The organism is Pseudomonas sp. G11 (genome assembly GCF_029457515.1).
GTDB lineage: Bacteria > Pseudomonadota > Gammaproteobacteria > Pseudomonadales > Pseudomonadaceae > Aquipseudomonas > Aquipseudomonas gorinensis.
In genome coordinates this window covers 6,901,897-6,917,228 of sequence record NZ_CP120377.1, presented here as the reverse complement: position 1 = coordinate 6,917,228, position 15,332 = coordinate 6,901,897, and the positions used below count along the sequence as shown (strand labels likewise).

The following is a 15,332-nucleotide window of genomic DNA, read 5'->3' as shown; positions in this document are numbered from 1 at the left end:
TCAGTGTAAGTCAGTCGTGGAGGGCTTGCCTGACACAACTGTTCACACTCTTGGTTTTTATCGACACATTAAAACGCAAATAGTTTGCAAAGTGCCACCAGTCGCGCGCGAAATACGCGCCATTTCAGTGGCTTACCACATTAATTTCTTAATCGCCCTAGTGGTGTTTTTCTATTTATCTTCTGACTCGCGGGTCACTAGCCTCTGGCAAGCACAACTGAATGTGCGCTAAAAAAACCAGAGGAAACCTCGATGAAGAACCCCATTAAGCGCGGCCCAGGCCTGGCGCGACATGCAGTGGTACTGGCGACCGCCAGCCTGCTTTCCCTTTCTGTGCAAGCCGCCAACCTGACCCGCGATAACGGCGCTGCCGTCGGCGACAACCAGAACTCGCAAACCGCGGGTGCCAATGGCCCAGTGCTGCTGCAAGACGTGCAACTGATCCAGAAGCTGCAGCGTTTCGATCGAGAGCGCATCCCCGAGCGCGTGGTGCATGCCCGTGGCACTGGTGCCCATGGCACCTTTACCGTCACCGACACCCTCAGCGACCTGACCAAGGCCAAGGTCTTTGCGGCAGGCGAAGCCACCCCGGTGTTCGTGCGCTTCTCGGCCGTGGTGCACGGCAACCACTCCCCGGAAACCTTGCGTGACCCGCGCGGTTTCGCCACCAAGTTCTACACCGCTGATGGCAACTGGGACCTGGTGGGCAACAACTTCCCGACGTTCTTTATCCGCGACGCCATCAAGTTCCCCGACATGGTCCACGCCTTCAAGCCGGACCCACGCACTAACCTGGACGATGACTCCCGTCGTTTCGACTTCTTCTCCCATGTTCCCGAGGCCACTCGTACACTCACCGAGTTGTATTCCGACTCCGGTACCCCGGCAAGTTATCGGGAAATGGATGGCAATGGCGTACATGCCTACAAGTTGATTAACGCCAAGGGCGAAGTGCACTACGTCAAGTTCCACTGGAAGAGCCTGCAGGGCATTAAGAACCTCGATCCCAAGCAAGTTACCGAGGTGCAGGGGCGTGACTACAGTCATATGACCAATGACTTGGTTACCCACATCAATAAGGGCGATTTCCCCAAGTGGGACCTGTATGTGCAGGTACTCAAGCCGGAAGAGTTGGCCAAGTTTGATTTCGACCCACTGGACGCCACCAAGATCTGGCCGAATGTGCCCGAGCGTAAAGTCGGGCAGATGGTACTGAACCGCAACCCGGCGAATGTCTTCCAGGAAACCGAGCAAGTCGCCATGGCCCCGGCCAACCTGGTACCGGGTATCGAACCGTCGGAAGACCGCCTGCTGCAAGGCCGGGTGTTCTCGTATGCGGACACGCAAATGTATCGCCTGGGCGCTAATGCGCTGCAATTGCCGATCAACGCCCCACGGGTCACCGTCAACAACGGGAACCAGGACGGTGCGCTGAACTTCGGCAAAACCACCAGCGGCGTGAACTACCAGCCAAGCCGCCTGGAAAACCGTGAAGAGCCGCAAACCGCGCGCTACAGCCAGACGGCACTGTCGGGCAGCACCCAGCAGGCGAAGATCCAGCGTGAGCAGAACTTCAAACAAGCGGGTGACCTGTATCGCTCCTACAGCAAGAAAGAGCGTCAGGACTTGATCGACAACTTCGGCGGCTCCCTGGCCACTACCGATGACGAGAGCAAGCACATCATCCTGTCGTTCCTCTACAAAGCCGACCCGGAATACGGTACCGGCGTGGCCAAGGTCGCCAAGGGTGACCTGGCTCGCGTGAAGGCGCTGGCCGAAAAACTCACCGACTGACGTTGGTTTCGGTCGACGTCCTTGTGGGCGTCGACCTCTGGCAGGAGAGAACCCATGCGTGTTTCTATCGGCTTACTGATGGCCATGCTGGCCTTTTTCGCCCATGCCGAGTCCCCCGACCCGGTCGCGCTCAAGGCACAGCTTCAGGATTACTACTTCGACGCCGCTCGCCGTGGCGACCTCGACATGCTCAACACCTTTATCGACGCCGGTTTCCCCCTCAACACCCAGGACGACAAGGGCTACACCGCGCTGATCCTCGCCGCCTACCACGGCGAGAGCGCCTACGTGGAGCGTTTGCTCGCCGCCGGCGCCGACGCCTGTGTGCAGGACAAGCGCGGCAACACCGCGTTGATGGGCGCGATCTTCAAGGGGGAATTGAAAATCGCCCAGCGCCTGCTGGCCACCGACTGCAACCCCGACCAACGTAACGGCGCCGGGCAGACGGCAGCCATGTACGCCGGCCTGTTCAAACGGATCGAGTTGCTCGACGCACTCAAAGCCAAGGGCGCCGATCTCAACGCCGAAGACCCGGTCGGCAACAGTGCTTCACGGTTGGCCAGCGGTGAAATCCGGACCCCGGCGTCGCGCTGAGCTATCATCGCGGTTTTTCGGTTGGAGGTTCTCGAATGGCAAAGGCCAAGCGCATGTACGGCTGCACGGAGTGCGGCGCGACCTTTCCCAAGTGGGCCGGCCAATGCACCGAGTGCGGTGCGTGGAATACCCTCACGGAAACCATGATCGAAAGCGGCGGCGCCTCGGCCCCTACCGGCCGCGCCGGCTGGACCGGGCAACAGGCGCAGATCAAGACCCTGGCTGAAGTCAGTGTCGAAGAGATTCCGCGCTTCTCCACCGCGTCCGGCGAGCTGGACCGTGTGCTCGGCGGCGGCCTGGTGGATGGTTCGGTGGTGCTGATCGGCGGCGACCCGGGCATCGGCAAGTCGACGATCCTGCTGCAAACCCTGTGCAGCATCGCCAGCCGCATGCCGGCGCTGTACGTCACGGGTGAAGAATCCCAGCAGCAAGTGGCCATGCGCGCCCGTCGCTTGGGCCTGCCCCAGGATCAACTGCGGGTCATGACGGAAACCTGCATCGAAAGCATCATCGCCACGGCCCGCATCGAAAAACCCAAGGTCATGGTGATCGACTCGATCCAGACGATTTTCACCGAACAACTGCAATCGGCGCCGGGTGGCGTGTCCCAGGTGCGCGAAAGTGCGGCGCTGCTGGTGCGTTATGCCAAGCAGAGTGGCACGGCGATCTTCCTGGTTGGCCACGTGACCAAGGAAGGTGCATTGGCCGGGCCACGCGTGCTGGAGCATATGGTCGACACCGTGCTGTATTTCGAAGGCGAATCCGATGGCCGCCTGCGTTTGCTGCGCGCGGTGAAGAACCGCTTTGGCGCGGTGAACGAGCTGGGTGTGTTCGCCATGACCGACCGGGGGCTGAAAGAAGTCTCCAATCCATCGGCGATTTTTCTCACCCGTGCCCAGGAAGAAGTCCCCGGCAGTGTGGTGATGGCGACGTGGGAAGGCACCCGGCCGATGCTGGTGGAAGTCCAGGCGCTGGTGGATGACAGCCATTTGGCCAACCCGCGTCGAGTCACCCTGGGCCTGGATCAGAACCGCCTGGCGATGTTGCTGGCGGTATTGCACCGCCATGGTGGCATTCCGACCCATGACCAAGACGTGTTCCTCAACGTGGTGGGCGGGGTCAAGGTGCTGGAAACCGCATCCGACCTGGCGTTGATGGCGGCGGTGATGTCCAGCCTGCGCAACCGGCCGCTGCCCCATGACTTGCTGGTGTTTGGCGAAGTCGGCCTGTCGGGCGAAGTGCGCCCGGTGCCCAGTGGCCAGGAGCGCCTCAAGGAAGCCGCCAAGCACGGCTTCAAACGCGCAATTGTGCCGAAGGGCAATGCGCCAAAGGAAGCGCCGCCAGGGTTGCAGGTGATCGGAGTAACGCGCCTGGAACAGGCATTGGATGCACTTTTCGAATAACTCAGGGATGGACGCCATGCAACGATCGAATCGCTGGGGCGCGCTCGCCCTGTTTATCGCTTTGGCCGGCTCGTCCGCCATGGCGTGGGCTGAGCTGCCAGCCGGTTATCGGCTGGCGCAGAAGCTGGTGACACCCGACGGCAGTGTGCTGCAGGTGCTGGAAGACCAGCGCATCAGCGCCCAACTGCACAGCGACAGTTGGGGCAATGGGTTGGATGAAGACTCGTTCGACGAGCCTGGCGATTTGGTCGACAGCCCGCTGCGCGAAGCCCAGGTGCGGTTGGTATCAGCCTCTGGCGAGGTGATAGCTCACGAAAACCTCGGCTACCCGTTGGCCCAGGTCGAGAAAGCCCCGCTCAAAGGGCTGCCCGAACCTGTGTATTTTTTGACCATCGATCAGACCGCCCCCATGGGCAGTTACAGCGGGCCTGCCACGCAACTGTTGCTGCCTGACAAACAGCAACTCAAACCGCTGAGTTACCAGGGCACCGACGGCAAAGCCCAGGCGTTGACTCTGGCACAGACGGGCAAGGCTGCGTGGATGATAGCGACGCCAGCCAGTGGCGGCGCGGATGAACTGCTGCAGGTGTCGTCCTTCATGGATGGCGACGGTGAGGATGACTTTGCCACGCGTTATCAGACTTATCGGTTTGTTGACGGACAGTGGCACGGCGCCTCAAGTCAGAAAAAGGGCTACTGGGACATGGAAAGCGCATTTCCCGCACGTACGGCGTTTCCCTGAGCCATCACACTTCCAGCAACGCGCCCAGCTCCCGCTCAAGTTCTTCCTGGTCGCCCAGGTTCAGCTCGATCAGCCGCCGCAAGTGTTTGATCGAGTCCAGGTCGATGTTTGTGCACACAAATCCCAGTTGGCCATTTGCTTCGTGGGTCAGTTCTACTTGCATCTTTATATGAGCCTCGGGATCCAGGCGTATGTCGACGGTGAACGGCAGCTTTATATTTCCCTTCCAATCTTCAGGCCGTTGCGCCAACAGGCCCTTTAGCGACAGATCCACCAATTGCACCGGCCATTCCTGGCCGTTTTGCTGAAGTTTGGTCTTGGCATCAAAGGCGATCCGGCGAAAACGGCGGCGATCAGACGCTTGCTCGGTCATGGTGAAACCCTCTGTGGATAGAAGGATTGTAGCCGTACGCCATCACTGGGCTGTTTTTTCTGCTTTTTTGCCTTGGGAAGGCTCTAGACCAACGTAGGGGGGTGGCCTTTAAGGCCAGTAGCGCTAAACTCCGGGTGGCTGTCCTTTCTGTCCACCCTGGCTGGAATATAAAAATGAAAAATAATAATAGCCTGCTACGCCACTTACCCTGGCTGGTGCTGGCAATCGTAGGAGCGTGCGCCCTGGGCGTAGTGGCCTTGCGCCGCGGCGAGGCGATAAACGCCTTGTGGATCGTGGTCGCCGCTGTGGCCATTTATCTGGTTGCTTACCGTTACTACAGTCTGTTCATCGCTAACAATGTGATGCAGCTCGATCCTCGGCGGGCCACCCCCGCAGTGGTCAACAACGACGGTCTGGACTATGTGCCGACCAACAAACACATCCTTTTCGGTCACCACTTTGCGGCGATTGCCGGTGCAGGCCCGTTGGTCGGTCCGGTATTGGCGGCGCAAATGGGCTACCTGCCTGGCACCTTGTGGCTGATTGCCGGTGTGGTGCTGGCCGGTGCGGTGCAGGACTTCATGGTCCTGTTCCTGTCCACCCGTCGCAACGGCCGTTCCCTGGGAGATATGGTTCGCGAAGAGATGGGCCGCATTCCCGGGACCATCGCGCTGTTCGGCTGCTTCCTGATCATGATCATCATCCTCGCGGTACTGGCGCTGATCGTGGTCAAGGCCCTGGCCGAGAGCCCGTGGGGTATCTTCACGGTGATGGCGACCATCCCGATCGCGATGTTCATGGGCATCTACATGCGCTACATCCGCCCGGGCCGCATCGGTGAAATTTCGATCCTCGGCGTGTTGCTGCTGCTGGGGTCGATCTGGCTGGGCGGGCAGATTGCCGCTGACCCGGTCTGGGCCAAGGCCTTCACCTTCACCGGGATCCAGATCACCTGGATGCTGATCGGCTACGGTTTCGTCGCCGCGGTACTGCCGGTGTGGCTGATCCTGGCGCCACGTGACTACCTCTCCACCTTCCTGAAAATCGGCACCATCATCGCCCTGGCGATCGGCATCCTGGTGACCATGCCCGACCTGAAAATGCCCGCGCTGACCCAGTTCATCGATGGCACCGGCCCGGTATGGAAGGGCGGCCTGTTCCCGTTCCTGTTCATCACCATTGCCTGCGGTGCGGTTTCCGGCTTCCACGCGCTGATCTCCTCGGGCACTACGCCCAAGCTGCTTGCCAGTGAAAGCCACGCCCGCTACATCGGTTATGGCGGCATGTTGATGGAGTCGTTCGTGGCCATCATGGCGATGGTTGCCGCTTCGGTGATCGAGCCTGGCGTGTATTTCGCCATGAACAGCCCGGCAGCGATTGTCGGCACCGACGTGGTCACCGTGGCGCAAACCGTCAGCAGCTGGGGCTTTGCAATTACCCCCGAGGCGTTGTCGGCCGTCGCCCATGACATCGGTGAAACCACCATCCTGGCCCGTGCCGGTGGTGCGCCGACTCTCGCGGTGGGGATCGCACAGATCCTGCACAGTGTGCTGCCTGGTGAAAACACCATGGCGTTCTGGTACCACTTTGCGATCCTGTTCGAAGCGCTGTTCATCCTGACTGCTGTCGACGCCGGCACCCGTGCCGGGCGCTTCATGCTGCAAGACTTGCTGGGCTCCTTCGTACCGGCGCTCAAACGCACCGAATCGTGGACCGCCAACCTGATCGCGACTGCCGGTTGCGTGGCCATGTGGGGCTACCTGCTGTACCAAGGCGTGATCGACCCACTGGGCGGGATCAACACCTTGTGGCCGCTGTTTGGTATCTCCAACCAGATGCTGGCGGGTATCGCGCTGATGCTGGCGACCGTTGTGCTGATCAAAATGAAACGCCAACGCTACATCTGGGTGACCATGCTGCCGGCTGTCTGGCTGCTGATCTGCACCACCACCGCAGGCTTCATCAAGCTGTTCGACGCCAACCCGGCGATCGGCTTCCTGTCGCTGGCGAAGAAATACAGCGATGCCCTGGCCAACGGCCAGATCCTGGCCCCGGCCAAGAGCATCGACCAGATGCAACACGTGATCTGGAACGCCTACACCAACGCAACGCTGACGGCGCTGTTCCTGTTCGTGGTGTTCAGCATCCTGTTCTATGCGCTCAAGGTCGGTGTCGCCGCCTGGGGCAACAAAGAACGTACGGATAAAGAAGCCCCGTTCCAGGCTGTACCGGACGCTTGATCGAGGATTGCAGCCATGTTCAATGACATCAGTCGCCTCGGTAAATACCTCGGTCAGGCCGCGCGTCTGATGGTCGGCATGCCCGACTACGACACCTACGTCGAGCATATGCAAACCAAACACCCGGACAAACCGATGATGGACTACAAGGCGTTCTTCCGAGAGCGCCAGGAAGCCCGTTACGGTGGCAAGGGTGGGCCCAAGTGCTGTTGATTTAACGTAACTCTCCTGTGGGAGGGGGCTTGCCCCCGATAGTGGTGCGTCAGTGACAGATAAGTGCCTGACACACTGCTATCGGGGGGGAGCCCCCTCCCACATTTGTTTCAGTGTTCCTTCAAGGAGAATTTTTTGTCCTCTCCCATTCCAGTGACCGTCCTCAGCGGCTTCCTCGGCGCCGGCAAGACCACCTTGCTGCGCCACCTGCTCAAGGCCGAGCACGGCTTGAAAATCGCCGTGATCGAAAATGAATTCAGCGATGCCGGTATCGACACCCAGCTGTTGGGCGAAGAACCGGTGCAAGTCATGACCCTGTCCAACGGCTGCGTGTGCTGCACTATCCACACCGACCTGACCAAGGCCCTCTACCTGCTGCTCGAACGCCTGGACAGCGGCGAGATCGCCTTCGACCGCCTGGTGATCGAGTGCACCGGCCTCGCTGACCCTGCGCCGGTGGCCCAAACCTTTTTCATCGATGAGGAACTGCGCGAGCGCTACATCCTTGACGGCATCATCACCCTCGTGGACGCGGCCCACGCCGAGCACCACCTGACCCAGACCATCGCCCAGGCGCAGATCGGTTTCGCCGACCGCCTGCTGGTGAGCAAGCGTGACCTGGTGGACGACGCCACCTTCGAGGCTCTCAGTGAGCGCCTCACACACATCAACCGCCGCGCGCCGATCCGTGTGGTCGAGCACGGCAAGATTGAGTTAGCCGAACTGCTCGATGTGCGCGGCTTCAACCTTAACGCCGGCATGAGCTTGCGCCCGGTGAGCAAGGCGCCGTCCAGCGACCGTATTTCCAGCCTGGTACTGCGCACTGACCAGCCGCTGGATATCGACCGCCTCAGTGAGTTCATGAACGAACTGCTGGAAGACCATGGCAAGCAACTGCTGCGCTACAAGGGCGTGCTCAACATCGCCGGGGAGGATCGGCGCATGGTGTTCCAGGGCGTGCTCAAGCTCTACGGGTTCGATTGGGACACCGAATGGACCGAGGGTGAGGCGCGGGAGAGTGTGATTGTGTTTATTGCCGATGAGTTGCCGGAAGACAAAATCCGCGAAGGCTTTAAGCGGATTTACCAGGCGTAAAAAATCTATGGTCCCCCCCATTTTTGCAATACTGATTAACGGGCGATGTGGTTGGCTTGCTTAAATCTATCCGGCGTCTGTTTGGGGCTTGCCCCAGCGCCACGATGAGAGTCGCGCCTGACGATCCTTAAAAGCCCGTCGGCTTCTGAAGCCGATTTTTATGTCAGGATCTTCGCCAGGCCGGTAGGCCGTTCACGTCATCCGTTGTTCAGCTATCGCAAAACCTGAAGGGTGAATTGTGGTACTGCAACAACCGCAGGGTCAGGCGTTCAAGGCGTCTGGCCCTGCTTCATATTGCGCATGGTGAGCCGCTATCGCCCAAGCGATACGCGCCAGTTTGTTGGCCAGGGCACAGGCCACCACATTCGAGTGTCGTCGGCGCAGCAGCGCTCGCACCCAGTCGGCCAAAGCCCCCTTCTGATGATCCAGCCTCTGCATGTAAACCCTGGAGCATTGCACCAGCAGTTGCCGCAGGTGCTTGTCACCCCGCTTGCTGATCCCCAACAAATTGGCTTTGCCGCCCGTGCTGTACTGTCGCGGCACCAAGCCCACTGAAGCCGCAAAATCGCGACTGCATCGGTATTGCTTGCCATCGCCCATTTCTACAGCCAGAAGGCTGGCGGTGATCGGACCGACACACGGCATGCTAAGCAAACGGCTCCCCAGATCATCGTCGGCCAGCTGGCAAGCCAGTTGTTTGTCCAGTTCCTTGATCTGTTCATCCAGGTAAACGAAGTGATCGTGCAGGCGTTGCAACAGCACTGTCAGCCGCACAGGCAGCTCATGCTCGGCCAAAACAGCTGCCAAACGCTTCATGATGGCTGAGCCTTTGGGCAGGCTGATGCCAAATTCCAGCAGGAAACCGTGCATCTGATTGGCTGTCTTGGTGCGGTCATGCACCAACGACTCGCGCATGCGATGCAGGACAGACAGGGTTTGCTGAGACTCGGTTTTAGGCGTAACGAAGCGCATGGACGGACGGGAAGCCGCCTCGCAAATGGCCTCTGCGTCGATAAAGTCATTTTTGTTGCCCTTGACGAAAGGGCGGACAAACTGCGGTGAAATCAACTTGGTCGTATGCCCCATCGCCGCAAGCTGACGGGCGATGAAGTGAGAGCCGGCACAGGCTTCCGTTACCACGACGCAGCTCGGCAAGTTGCCGAAGAACCGCATCATCTGCGCTCGCGAGAGCTTTTTGCGAAACACCTCGCGGCCCGATTTGTCTTGGCCCAGAAGGTGGAAATTATGTTTGCCGAGATCGATCCCGATCAGTGCTGACTCGCTCATGATGATGGCCTCCAAAAACAAAACACCCTGCGAAAGCGTAGCCCTCGCAGGGTGTGGGGGTGACCATCTCATTAGCCCGCTTGTAGGAGCGAGCTTGCTCGCGAAGAACTCATAGGCACCGCGTGTATCCAGGATGCACGCGTTATCGTTGACGTTTTTCGCGAGCAAGCTCGCTCCTACAGCGGGCTTCTCAGTCAAGCAACTGCAATCAAGCGCCGTACACCGGCAGCTTCTTGCAGATGGCCTTGACCTTCTCACGAACCGCGTCGATCACGGCTTCGTTGTTCAGGTCTGCCAGGATGTCGCAGATCCAGCCCGCCAGTTCCTTGCACTCTGCTTCCTTGAAGCCACGAGTGGTCACAGCCGGGGTGCCGAAGCGCAGGCCGGAGGTGACGAACGGCGAACGTGGATCGTTCGGCACGGAGTTCTTGTTCACGGTGATGAAGGCTTTGCCCAGGGCAGCGTCAGCATCTTTACCGGAAATGTCCTGCTTGATCAGCGACAGCAGGAACAGGTGGTTTTCCGTACCGCCGGATACCACGTCAAAACCGCGTGCGATAAACACGTCGGCCATGGCCTTGGCGTTTTTCACCACTTGTTGCTGGTAGACCTTGAACTCAGGCTGCAGCGCTTCCTTGAAGCAGATGGCCTTGGCGGCGATCACGTGCTCCAGCGGGCCACCCTGGGCGCCTGGGAATACGGCGGAGTTCAGCTTCTTCTCGATCTCGGCGTTGGCGCGTGCCAGGATCAGGCCGCCACGTGGACCGCGCAGGGTCTTGTGGGTGGTGGTGGTGACCACGTCAGCAAACGGTACCGGGTTCGGGTAGACGCCCGCGGCGACCAGACCGGCCACGTGGGCCATGTCGACGAACAGGTACGCGCCGACTTTGTCAGCGATGGCGCGGAAGCGTGGGAAGTCGAGGATCTGCGAGTAAGCAGAGAAACCGGCGACGATCATTTTTGGCTTGTGCTCGATCGCCAGGCGCTCGACTTCGTCGTAGTCGATCAGGCCGTTGGCATCGATACCGTATTGAACGGCGTTGTACAGCTTGCCGGAGGAGGAAACGCTGGCGCCGTGGGTCAGGTGACCGCCGTGGGCCAGGCTCATGCCCAGGATAGTGTCGCCGCCTTGCAGCAGGGCCAGGTACACGGCGCTGTTGGCTTGGGAGCCGGCGTGTGGCTGGACGTTGGCGTAATCGGCGCCGAACAGTTCTTTGGCACGGTCGATGGCCAGTTGCTCAACCACGTCGACGTACTCGCAGCCACCGTAGTAGCGCTTGCCTGGGTAGCCTTCGGCGTACTTGTTGGTCAGAACCGAACCTTGAGCCTCCATCACCGCAGGGCTGGTGTAGTTTTCCGAAGCGATCAGCTCAATGTGCTCTTCCTGGCGCACGGCTTCTTGCTCCATGGCGGCGAAGAGATCGGCGTCGTACTTGGCAATAGTCAAATCACGGCTGAACATGGCGGTCCTCAAGGATCGGGGGGCAGAAAAGGAGGGCATTCTAACCCAATGGGTTTTAGATGGCATATGAAAGGACATCATGTCGCGGACAAGTGGGATTCACTTAGGGATGAGCGGTGTCATTACCGGCCTCATCGGGGGCAAGCCCCGTCCCACATCTGGAGCGCATTCCCCTGTGGGAGGGGGCTTGCCCCCGATGAGGCCAGTGGCTTCACCACAAAATTTCAGTCGAACATGAACAGCGCGTCGTTGCTGAACTGTGCCTCGAACCGATTCGCCGGCATCGGCCGCCCGAACAGGTAACCCTGCACCTCGTCGCAACCGTGCTCACGCAGGAAGTCCAGCTGCTCATGGGTTTCCACGCCCTCGGCGATTACCGCCAGGTTGAGGCTGTGGGCCATGGCGATGATTGCCCGGGCGATTTGCGCATCCTGCTCGCCGGACGGCAGGCCGTCGACGAAGGTGCGGTCGATCTTCAGCACATCGATGGGGAATTGCTTGAGGTAGTTGAGTGACGAATAACCGGTGCCGAAGTCGTCCACCGCAATGCTCAGGCCCAGGTTTTTCAGGCTGTCGAGGATGTGCATGGCTTCGTTGACTTCGCGCATCAGGATACTTTCGGTCAGCTCCAGCTCCAGGCACGCCGGCGGCAGGCCGGTGTCCTTGAGGATGGTGGCGATGCGCGTGCCCAGTTGGCCGTCGGAGAACTGCCGCGCGGAGATGTTCACCGAGACTTTCGGCACGCGCACCTTGTTCTGGTGCCAGGTCTTGAGCTGGCGACAGGCTTCGCTGATCACCCAGTCCCCCACGTCCACTACCAGGCCCAACTCTTCGAGCACCGGAATGAAGTCCCCTGGCGGCACCAGGCCACGGCGCGGGTGGCGCCAACGCAGCAGGGCTTCGGCCCCGGTCAGGCGTTTGCCGTCGCCGCTGAACTGCGGCTGGTAATAGAGCACGAATTCGTTTTGGTCCAGGGCGTGGCGCAGGTCGCTTTCCAGCTCCAGGCGTTCCAGGGCGCTGGCGTTCATGTCGGCCTGGTAGAACTGGAAGTTGTTCTTGCCACGTTCCTTGGCGTGATACATCGCGGTGTCGGCGTTTTTCATCAGCTGGCTCAGCTCGTTGCCGTCCTGGGGGCTGAGGGCGATGCCGATGCTGGCGGTCACAAAGAACTCGCGACCCTCCAGCACAAATGGCTTCACCAGGCTGGCGAGGATCTGTTCGGCGACATGGATGGCGCGGTTCAGCGCCATTTCACGGCTGACCCGCGGTTGCAGGAGCAAGGTGAACTCGTCGCCGCCCATGCGCGCCACGGTGTCGTCTTCGGCGACGCAGCCAAGCAGGCGGGTGGCCATTTCCTTGAGCATGCGGTCGCCAGCGGCATGGCCCAGGGAGTCGTTGATCGGCTTGAAACGGTCGAGGTCGAGGAACATCAGCACCACCCACGACTTTTGCCGTTCCGCCGACTGCAGCGCGGTGTGCAGGCGGTCCTGGAACAGGGTGCGGTTGGGCAGGTGGGTCAGGGCGTCGTAGTACGCCAGGCGGTGGATGCGTTGTTCGCTGGCCTTGCGCTCGCTGATATCGCTGAAGAAGCACACATAGCTGGCCAGGTCGCCTTCATCGTCGAACACGGCGGTAATGCCCACCCAGGCCGGGTAATGCTCGCCGTTGCGGCGCTTGAGCCACACCTCGCCTTCCCAGGTGCTGTGCTGGTGCAGTTGCTTGAGCACGTAGCGCAGGTGCGCTTCCTGTTGTTCGTCGACGGTGAGCATGTTCGGCAGTTGATCGAGCACATCCGCCACCTCATAACCGCTGACTCGGCTGAATGCCTCGTTGGCTTGCACGATGTAGCCTGCCGGATCGGTGATCAGGATCGCCGACGTGGAGTGTTCGAAGACCGTGGCCGCCATGCGCAGGTCTTTCTCGGCGCGGCGTTGCTGGCTGATATCACGGCCCACGCCGAGGATGCCCTCGAACGCACCGTGGTCGTCCCACACCAGCACCAGGCGCAGTTCGATGGGCACTTTGCGCCCATCGGCGCGCAGGCAGTCGAACAGGAACAGTTGGGTCTGCACGTCGTCACGCAAGCGGGTCAGCGCCTCGGCGTCGCCCAAGGCACGGCTGACCTGTTCGACCAGGCTATAGATGCCGGCCAGTTGCTGCGGGTTGGCGATGATCGACTGCCAGCCGTTCTTGAACACCCAGTCCACGTCATAGCCCAGTACGGCATTGACCGAGGGGCTGATGTAGTTGAGCGCCAATTGGCTGTCGGTGGAGCAGATCACGTCGCTGATGCTTTCAGCCAGCATGCGGTAGCGCTGTTCGCTGTCACGCAGGGATTCGCTGGCTTCGATCTGGTCGGTGATGTCCTTGGCCACGCCGATGATGCGTGTGACTTGTGCGGATTTGTCACGCGCCAAGGCTTGTTCACGTATATCGAAACGCCGCCATTGGTTATTGCGGTGACGGAAGCGCAGTTGGCATTGCAACTGCGTTGAATAGCCGGCCTGGCGCTGCTGTTGGCGCAAGTCATGGTAATGCTCGGCATCTTCGGGGTTCAGCAGGATTTCCCAGAAGTACTCACCCATTTGCTGCAATTCGGCTTTGTTGTAGCCGAGGGTGTGGCCCAAGTGGTGGTTGCTGAAAATCATGCGCTGGCTGATCACGTCCTGCACATACAGGTGATCCGGCACGGTGCGCACCACGTCCGACCAGAAGCTTTCACGCTCCACCAACGACAATTCGATCAGCTTTCGGCTGGTGATATCACTGATGCTGAGGATCACCGCCTTGAAGTCGTCCTGCTGCTCCGGCAAGCGCATCACCAGCCACAGGTATTGCTCATTGCCTGCGACATCACTGAGCTGGATCTCCAGCTCCAGCTGGTTTTGCTGGGTCAGGACCGCTTCGAGCACCTGGTAACCGATGGCCGTGGCGTTACGCGGGCAGTCGTCAATCAGGCGTTCCCAGGCTTGCTCGCACGAGGTCACGTTCAGCAGACGCACGGCGACCTGGTTGACCTCGGTGATACGCAGCTCCTTGAGCAGTTGCCGGCGCTCCTCGGGATGGTCGCGCAGCCAGGCGTGCAACTGCTCGCGGGTGTGCACGCTGGCCTTGTCAAAAAACGTGTAGAGGCCCGACAAGTCGAGCACGCAGAGGGCCACGCCGGTGCCTTCGAAAATATCCTGGTAGCGCCGCCGGCCCTCATGCACCTGGCGCTGACGACGACGCATGTTCAGCAGCACGATCACCGGCACCAGCGAGAAGGCCAGGCCCAGCAGGCACTTGCCGATAAACGCGGGCAGCAGTTGTTCCAGCACCGCGTTGCGGTCGAACAGGCCACGTAATTGCCAGTCGCTTTTGCTCAGGGGCGTGACCAGCACGCTTTTATTCAACTCATCCGGCGTCAGGGTGCTGGCCCATTGTGTCGGCATGCCGCTGTCGCGACCGACCACGCGGTGGTTCAGGCGGTTCTCGATGACCCACATGGGGCGCTGGCCTTGGCCGTCCTGGCGGGTCAGGTTGACCAGGTAGCTGGGGTCCAGGCGCAGGACCCAGTACATCCTCGAGCCGCCGCTGGGCTGATGCAGCAACAGATAGATGAGGGTGCCGTCGTTGTTGTTGCTCAAATAGTAGGACTGGGCGTGGCTGCGTTGCACCAGTTCCTCCAGCCAGGCGCTGTCCTGGCTATCCGTGGCACTGTCGCTGATCAGTGCACCGCTGGGGGCGAGGAGGGCGATGCTGCGCAATTCCGGCAACGAGCGCTGCAAGGTGCGCATCAGCACCTGTTGCTGTTCGCTGTCACGCGGCGGCTCGACCATCGGCAGCAGGTTCAAGGCGATCTTTGCGCTCAGGGCCATGTTCAGGCTGATCTGTTCAGCCAGGTCGGCACTGTAGTCGATGGTGTATTGCTGCTGGTTTTTCTGGTTTTGCTGCAGTTGGTCGAGCAGTTGCCAGAACAATAGCGCAAGCAGCATGAGGACGAGCGTCGCCAAAGCGCCTTTGAGGGTGCCGTGCAGGGGCGCTCCCGGCGCTATATGAGCGGCGCGCAGAGGAGTGGGCGGCGTGACTTTGGACAAGCTGTGATCCTGCGGTTTGGCTGGACTGGCGCGCGACGTGCACTATAAGCCGG

11 protein-coding genes are annotated in these 15,332 nt (G+C 60.4%); 7 read left to right on the top strand and 4 right to left on the bottom strand.

What is annotated here, in order from left to right; all coding sequences use genetic code 11:
• Positions 1-252: 252 nt before the first annotated feature.
• Genes katB through P2T68_RS31830 form a run of 4 tightly spaced genes read left to right on the top strand, consistent with a single transcriptional unit; the run spans position 253 to position 4,533 of the window.
• A complete protein-coding gene (gene katB / locus P2T68_RS31845) occupies positions 253-1,794 on the top strand; it encodes a catalase KatB (RefSeq protein ID WP_024077504.1) in 1,542 nt (513 codons plus the stop codon).
• Between the two features lie 54 nt (positions 1,795-1,848).
• A complete protein-coding gene (locus P2T68_RS31840; protein WP_024077503.1) occupies positions 1,849-2,388 on the top strand; it encodes an ankyrin repeat domain-containing protein in 540 nt (179 codons plus the stop codon).
• 35 nt (positions 2,389-2,423) lie between these two features.
• Positions 2,424-3,791: a DNA repair protein RadA gene (gene radA / locus P2T68_RS31835; protein ID WP_069077072.1), complete on the top strand. Its 1,368-nt coding sequence runs from the start codon at positions 2,424-2,426 to the stop codon at positions 3,789-3,791.
• 16 nt (positions 3,792-3,807) lie between these two features.
• Positions 3,808-4,533: a hypothetical protein gene (locus tag P2T68_RS31830; protein ID WP_277378769.1), complete on the top strand. Its 726-nt coding sequence runs from the start codon at positions 3,808-3,810 to the stop codon at positions 4,531-4,533.
• A gap of 4 nt (positions 4,534-4,537) precedes the next feature.
• On the opposite strand, the gene P2T68_RS31825 is transcribed toward P2T68_RS31830, so the two are convergent.
• Positions 4,538-4,906 carry a PilZ domain-containing protein gene (locus P2T68_RS31825; RefSeq protein WP_150054042.1) on the bottom strand — a complete coding sequence of 123 codons (369 nt, stop codon included), beginning with the start codon at positions 4,904-4,906 and terminating at the stop codon, positions 4,538-4,540.
• A 173-nt stretch (positions 4,907-5,079) separates the two neighbouring features.
• On the opposite strand from P2T68_RS31825, the gene P2T68_RS31820 reads away from it, so the two are divergent.
• The 3 genes from P2T68_RS31820 to yjiA all read left to right on the top strand — a co-directional run bounded on the left by P2T68_RS31820 (position 5,080) and on the right by yjiA (position 8,454).
• Entirely contained in the window at positions 5,080-7,146 is a 2,067-nt protein-coding gene (locus tag P2T68_RS31820; RefSeq protein ID WP_024077499.1) for a carbon starvation CstA family protein, read from the top strand.
• A gap of 15 nt (positions 7,147-7,161) precedes the next feature.
• Positions 7,162-7,359, top strand: a complete 198-nt coding sequence (locus tag P2T68_RS31815) for a YbdD/YjiX family protein (RefSeq protein WP_003176208.1) — start codon at positions 7,162-7,164, stop codon at positions 7,357-7,359.
• A gap of 135 nt (positions 7,360-7,494) precedes the next feature.
• The gene (yjiA, locus tag P2T68_RS31810; protein WP_277378768.1) at positions 7,495-8,454 is read left to right on the top strand and encodes a GTPase; all 960 of its coding nucleotides are present in this window, start codon (positions 7,495-7,497) and stop codon (positions 8,452-8,454) included.
• Positions 8,455-8,715: 261 nt separating this feature from the next.
• On the opposite strand, the gene P2T68_RS31805 is transcribed toward yjiA, so the two are convergent.
• The 3 genes from P2T68_RS31805 to P2T68_RS31795 form a co-directional block, all read right to left on the bottom strand.
• The gene (locus tag P2T68_RS31805; RefSeq protein WP_024074122.1) at positions 8,716-9,741 is read right to left on the bottom strand and encodes an IS110 family transposase; all 1,026 of its coding nucleotides are present in this window, start codon (positions 9,739-9,741) and stop codon (positions 8,716-8,718) included.
• A 208-nt stretch (positions 9,742-9,949) separates the two neighbouring features.
• Entirely contained in the window at positions 9,950-11,203 is a 1,254-nt protein-coding gene (glyA, locus tag P2T68_RS31800) for a serine hydroxymethyltransferase (RefSeq protein ID WP_024077497.1), read from the bottom strand.
• A 224-nt stretch (positions 11,204-11,427) separates the two neighbouring features.
• Positions 11,428-15,279: a bifunctional diguanylate cyclase/phosphodiesterase gene (locus P2T68_RS31795; protein ID WP_024077496.1), complete on the bottom strand. Its 3,852-nt coding sequence runs from the start codon at positions 15,277-15,279 to the stop codon at positions 11,428-11,430.
• Positions 15,280-15,332: the final 53 nt, after the last annotated feature.

Coding starts and splice junctions, on each gene's coding strand:
- katB (WP_024077504.1), top strand. CDS start 253: ATGAAGAACCCCATTAAGCGCGGCCCAGGCCTGGCGCGACATGCAGTG.
- P2T68_RS31840 (WP_024077503.1), top strand. CDS start 1,849: ATGCGTGTTTCTATCGGCTTACTGATGGCCATGCTGGCCTTTTTCGCC.
- radA (WP_069077072.1), top strand. CDS start 2,424: ATGGCAAAGGCCAAGCGCATGTACGGCTGCACGGAGTGCGGCGCGACC.
- P2T68_RS31830 (WP_277378769.1), top strand. CDS start 3,808: ATGCAACGATCGAATCGCTGGGGCGCGCTCGCCCTGTTTATCGCTTTG.
- P2T68_RS31825 (WP_150054042.1), bottom strand. CDS start 4,906: ATGACCGAGCAAGCGTCTGATCGCCGCCGTTTTCGCCGGATCGCCTTT.
- P2T68_RS31820 (WP_024077499.1), top strand. CDS start 5,080: ATGAAAAATAATAATAGCCTGCTACGCCACTTACCCTGGCTGGTGCTG.
- P2T68_RS31815 (WP_003176208.1), top strand. CDS start 7,162: ATGTTCAATGACATCAGTCGCCTCGGTAAATACCTCGGTCAGGCCGCG.
- P2T68_RS31805 (WP_024074122.1), bottom strand. CDS start 9,741: ATGAGCGAGTCAGCACTGATCGGGATCGATCTCGGCAAACATAATTTC.
- glyA (WP_024077497.1), bottom strand. CDS start 11,203: ATGTTCAGCCGTGATTTGACTATTGCCAAGTACGACGCCGATCTCTTC.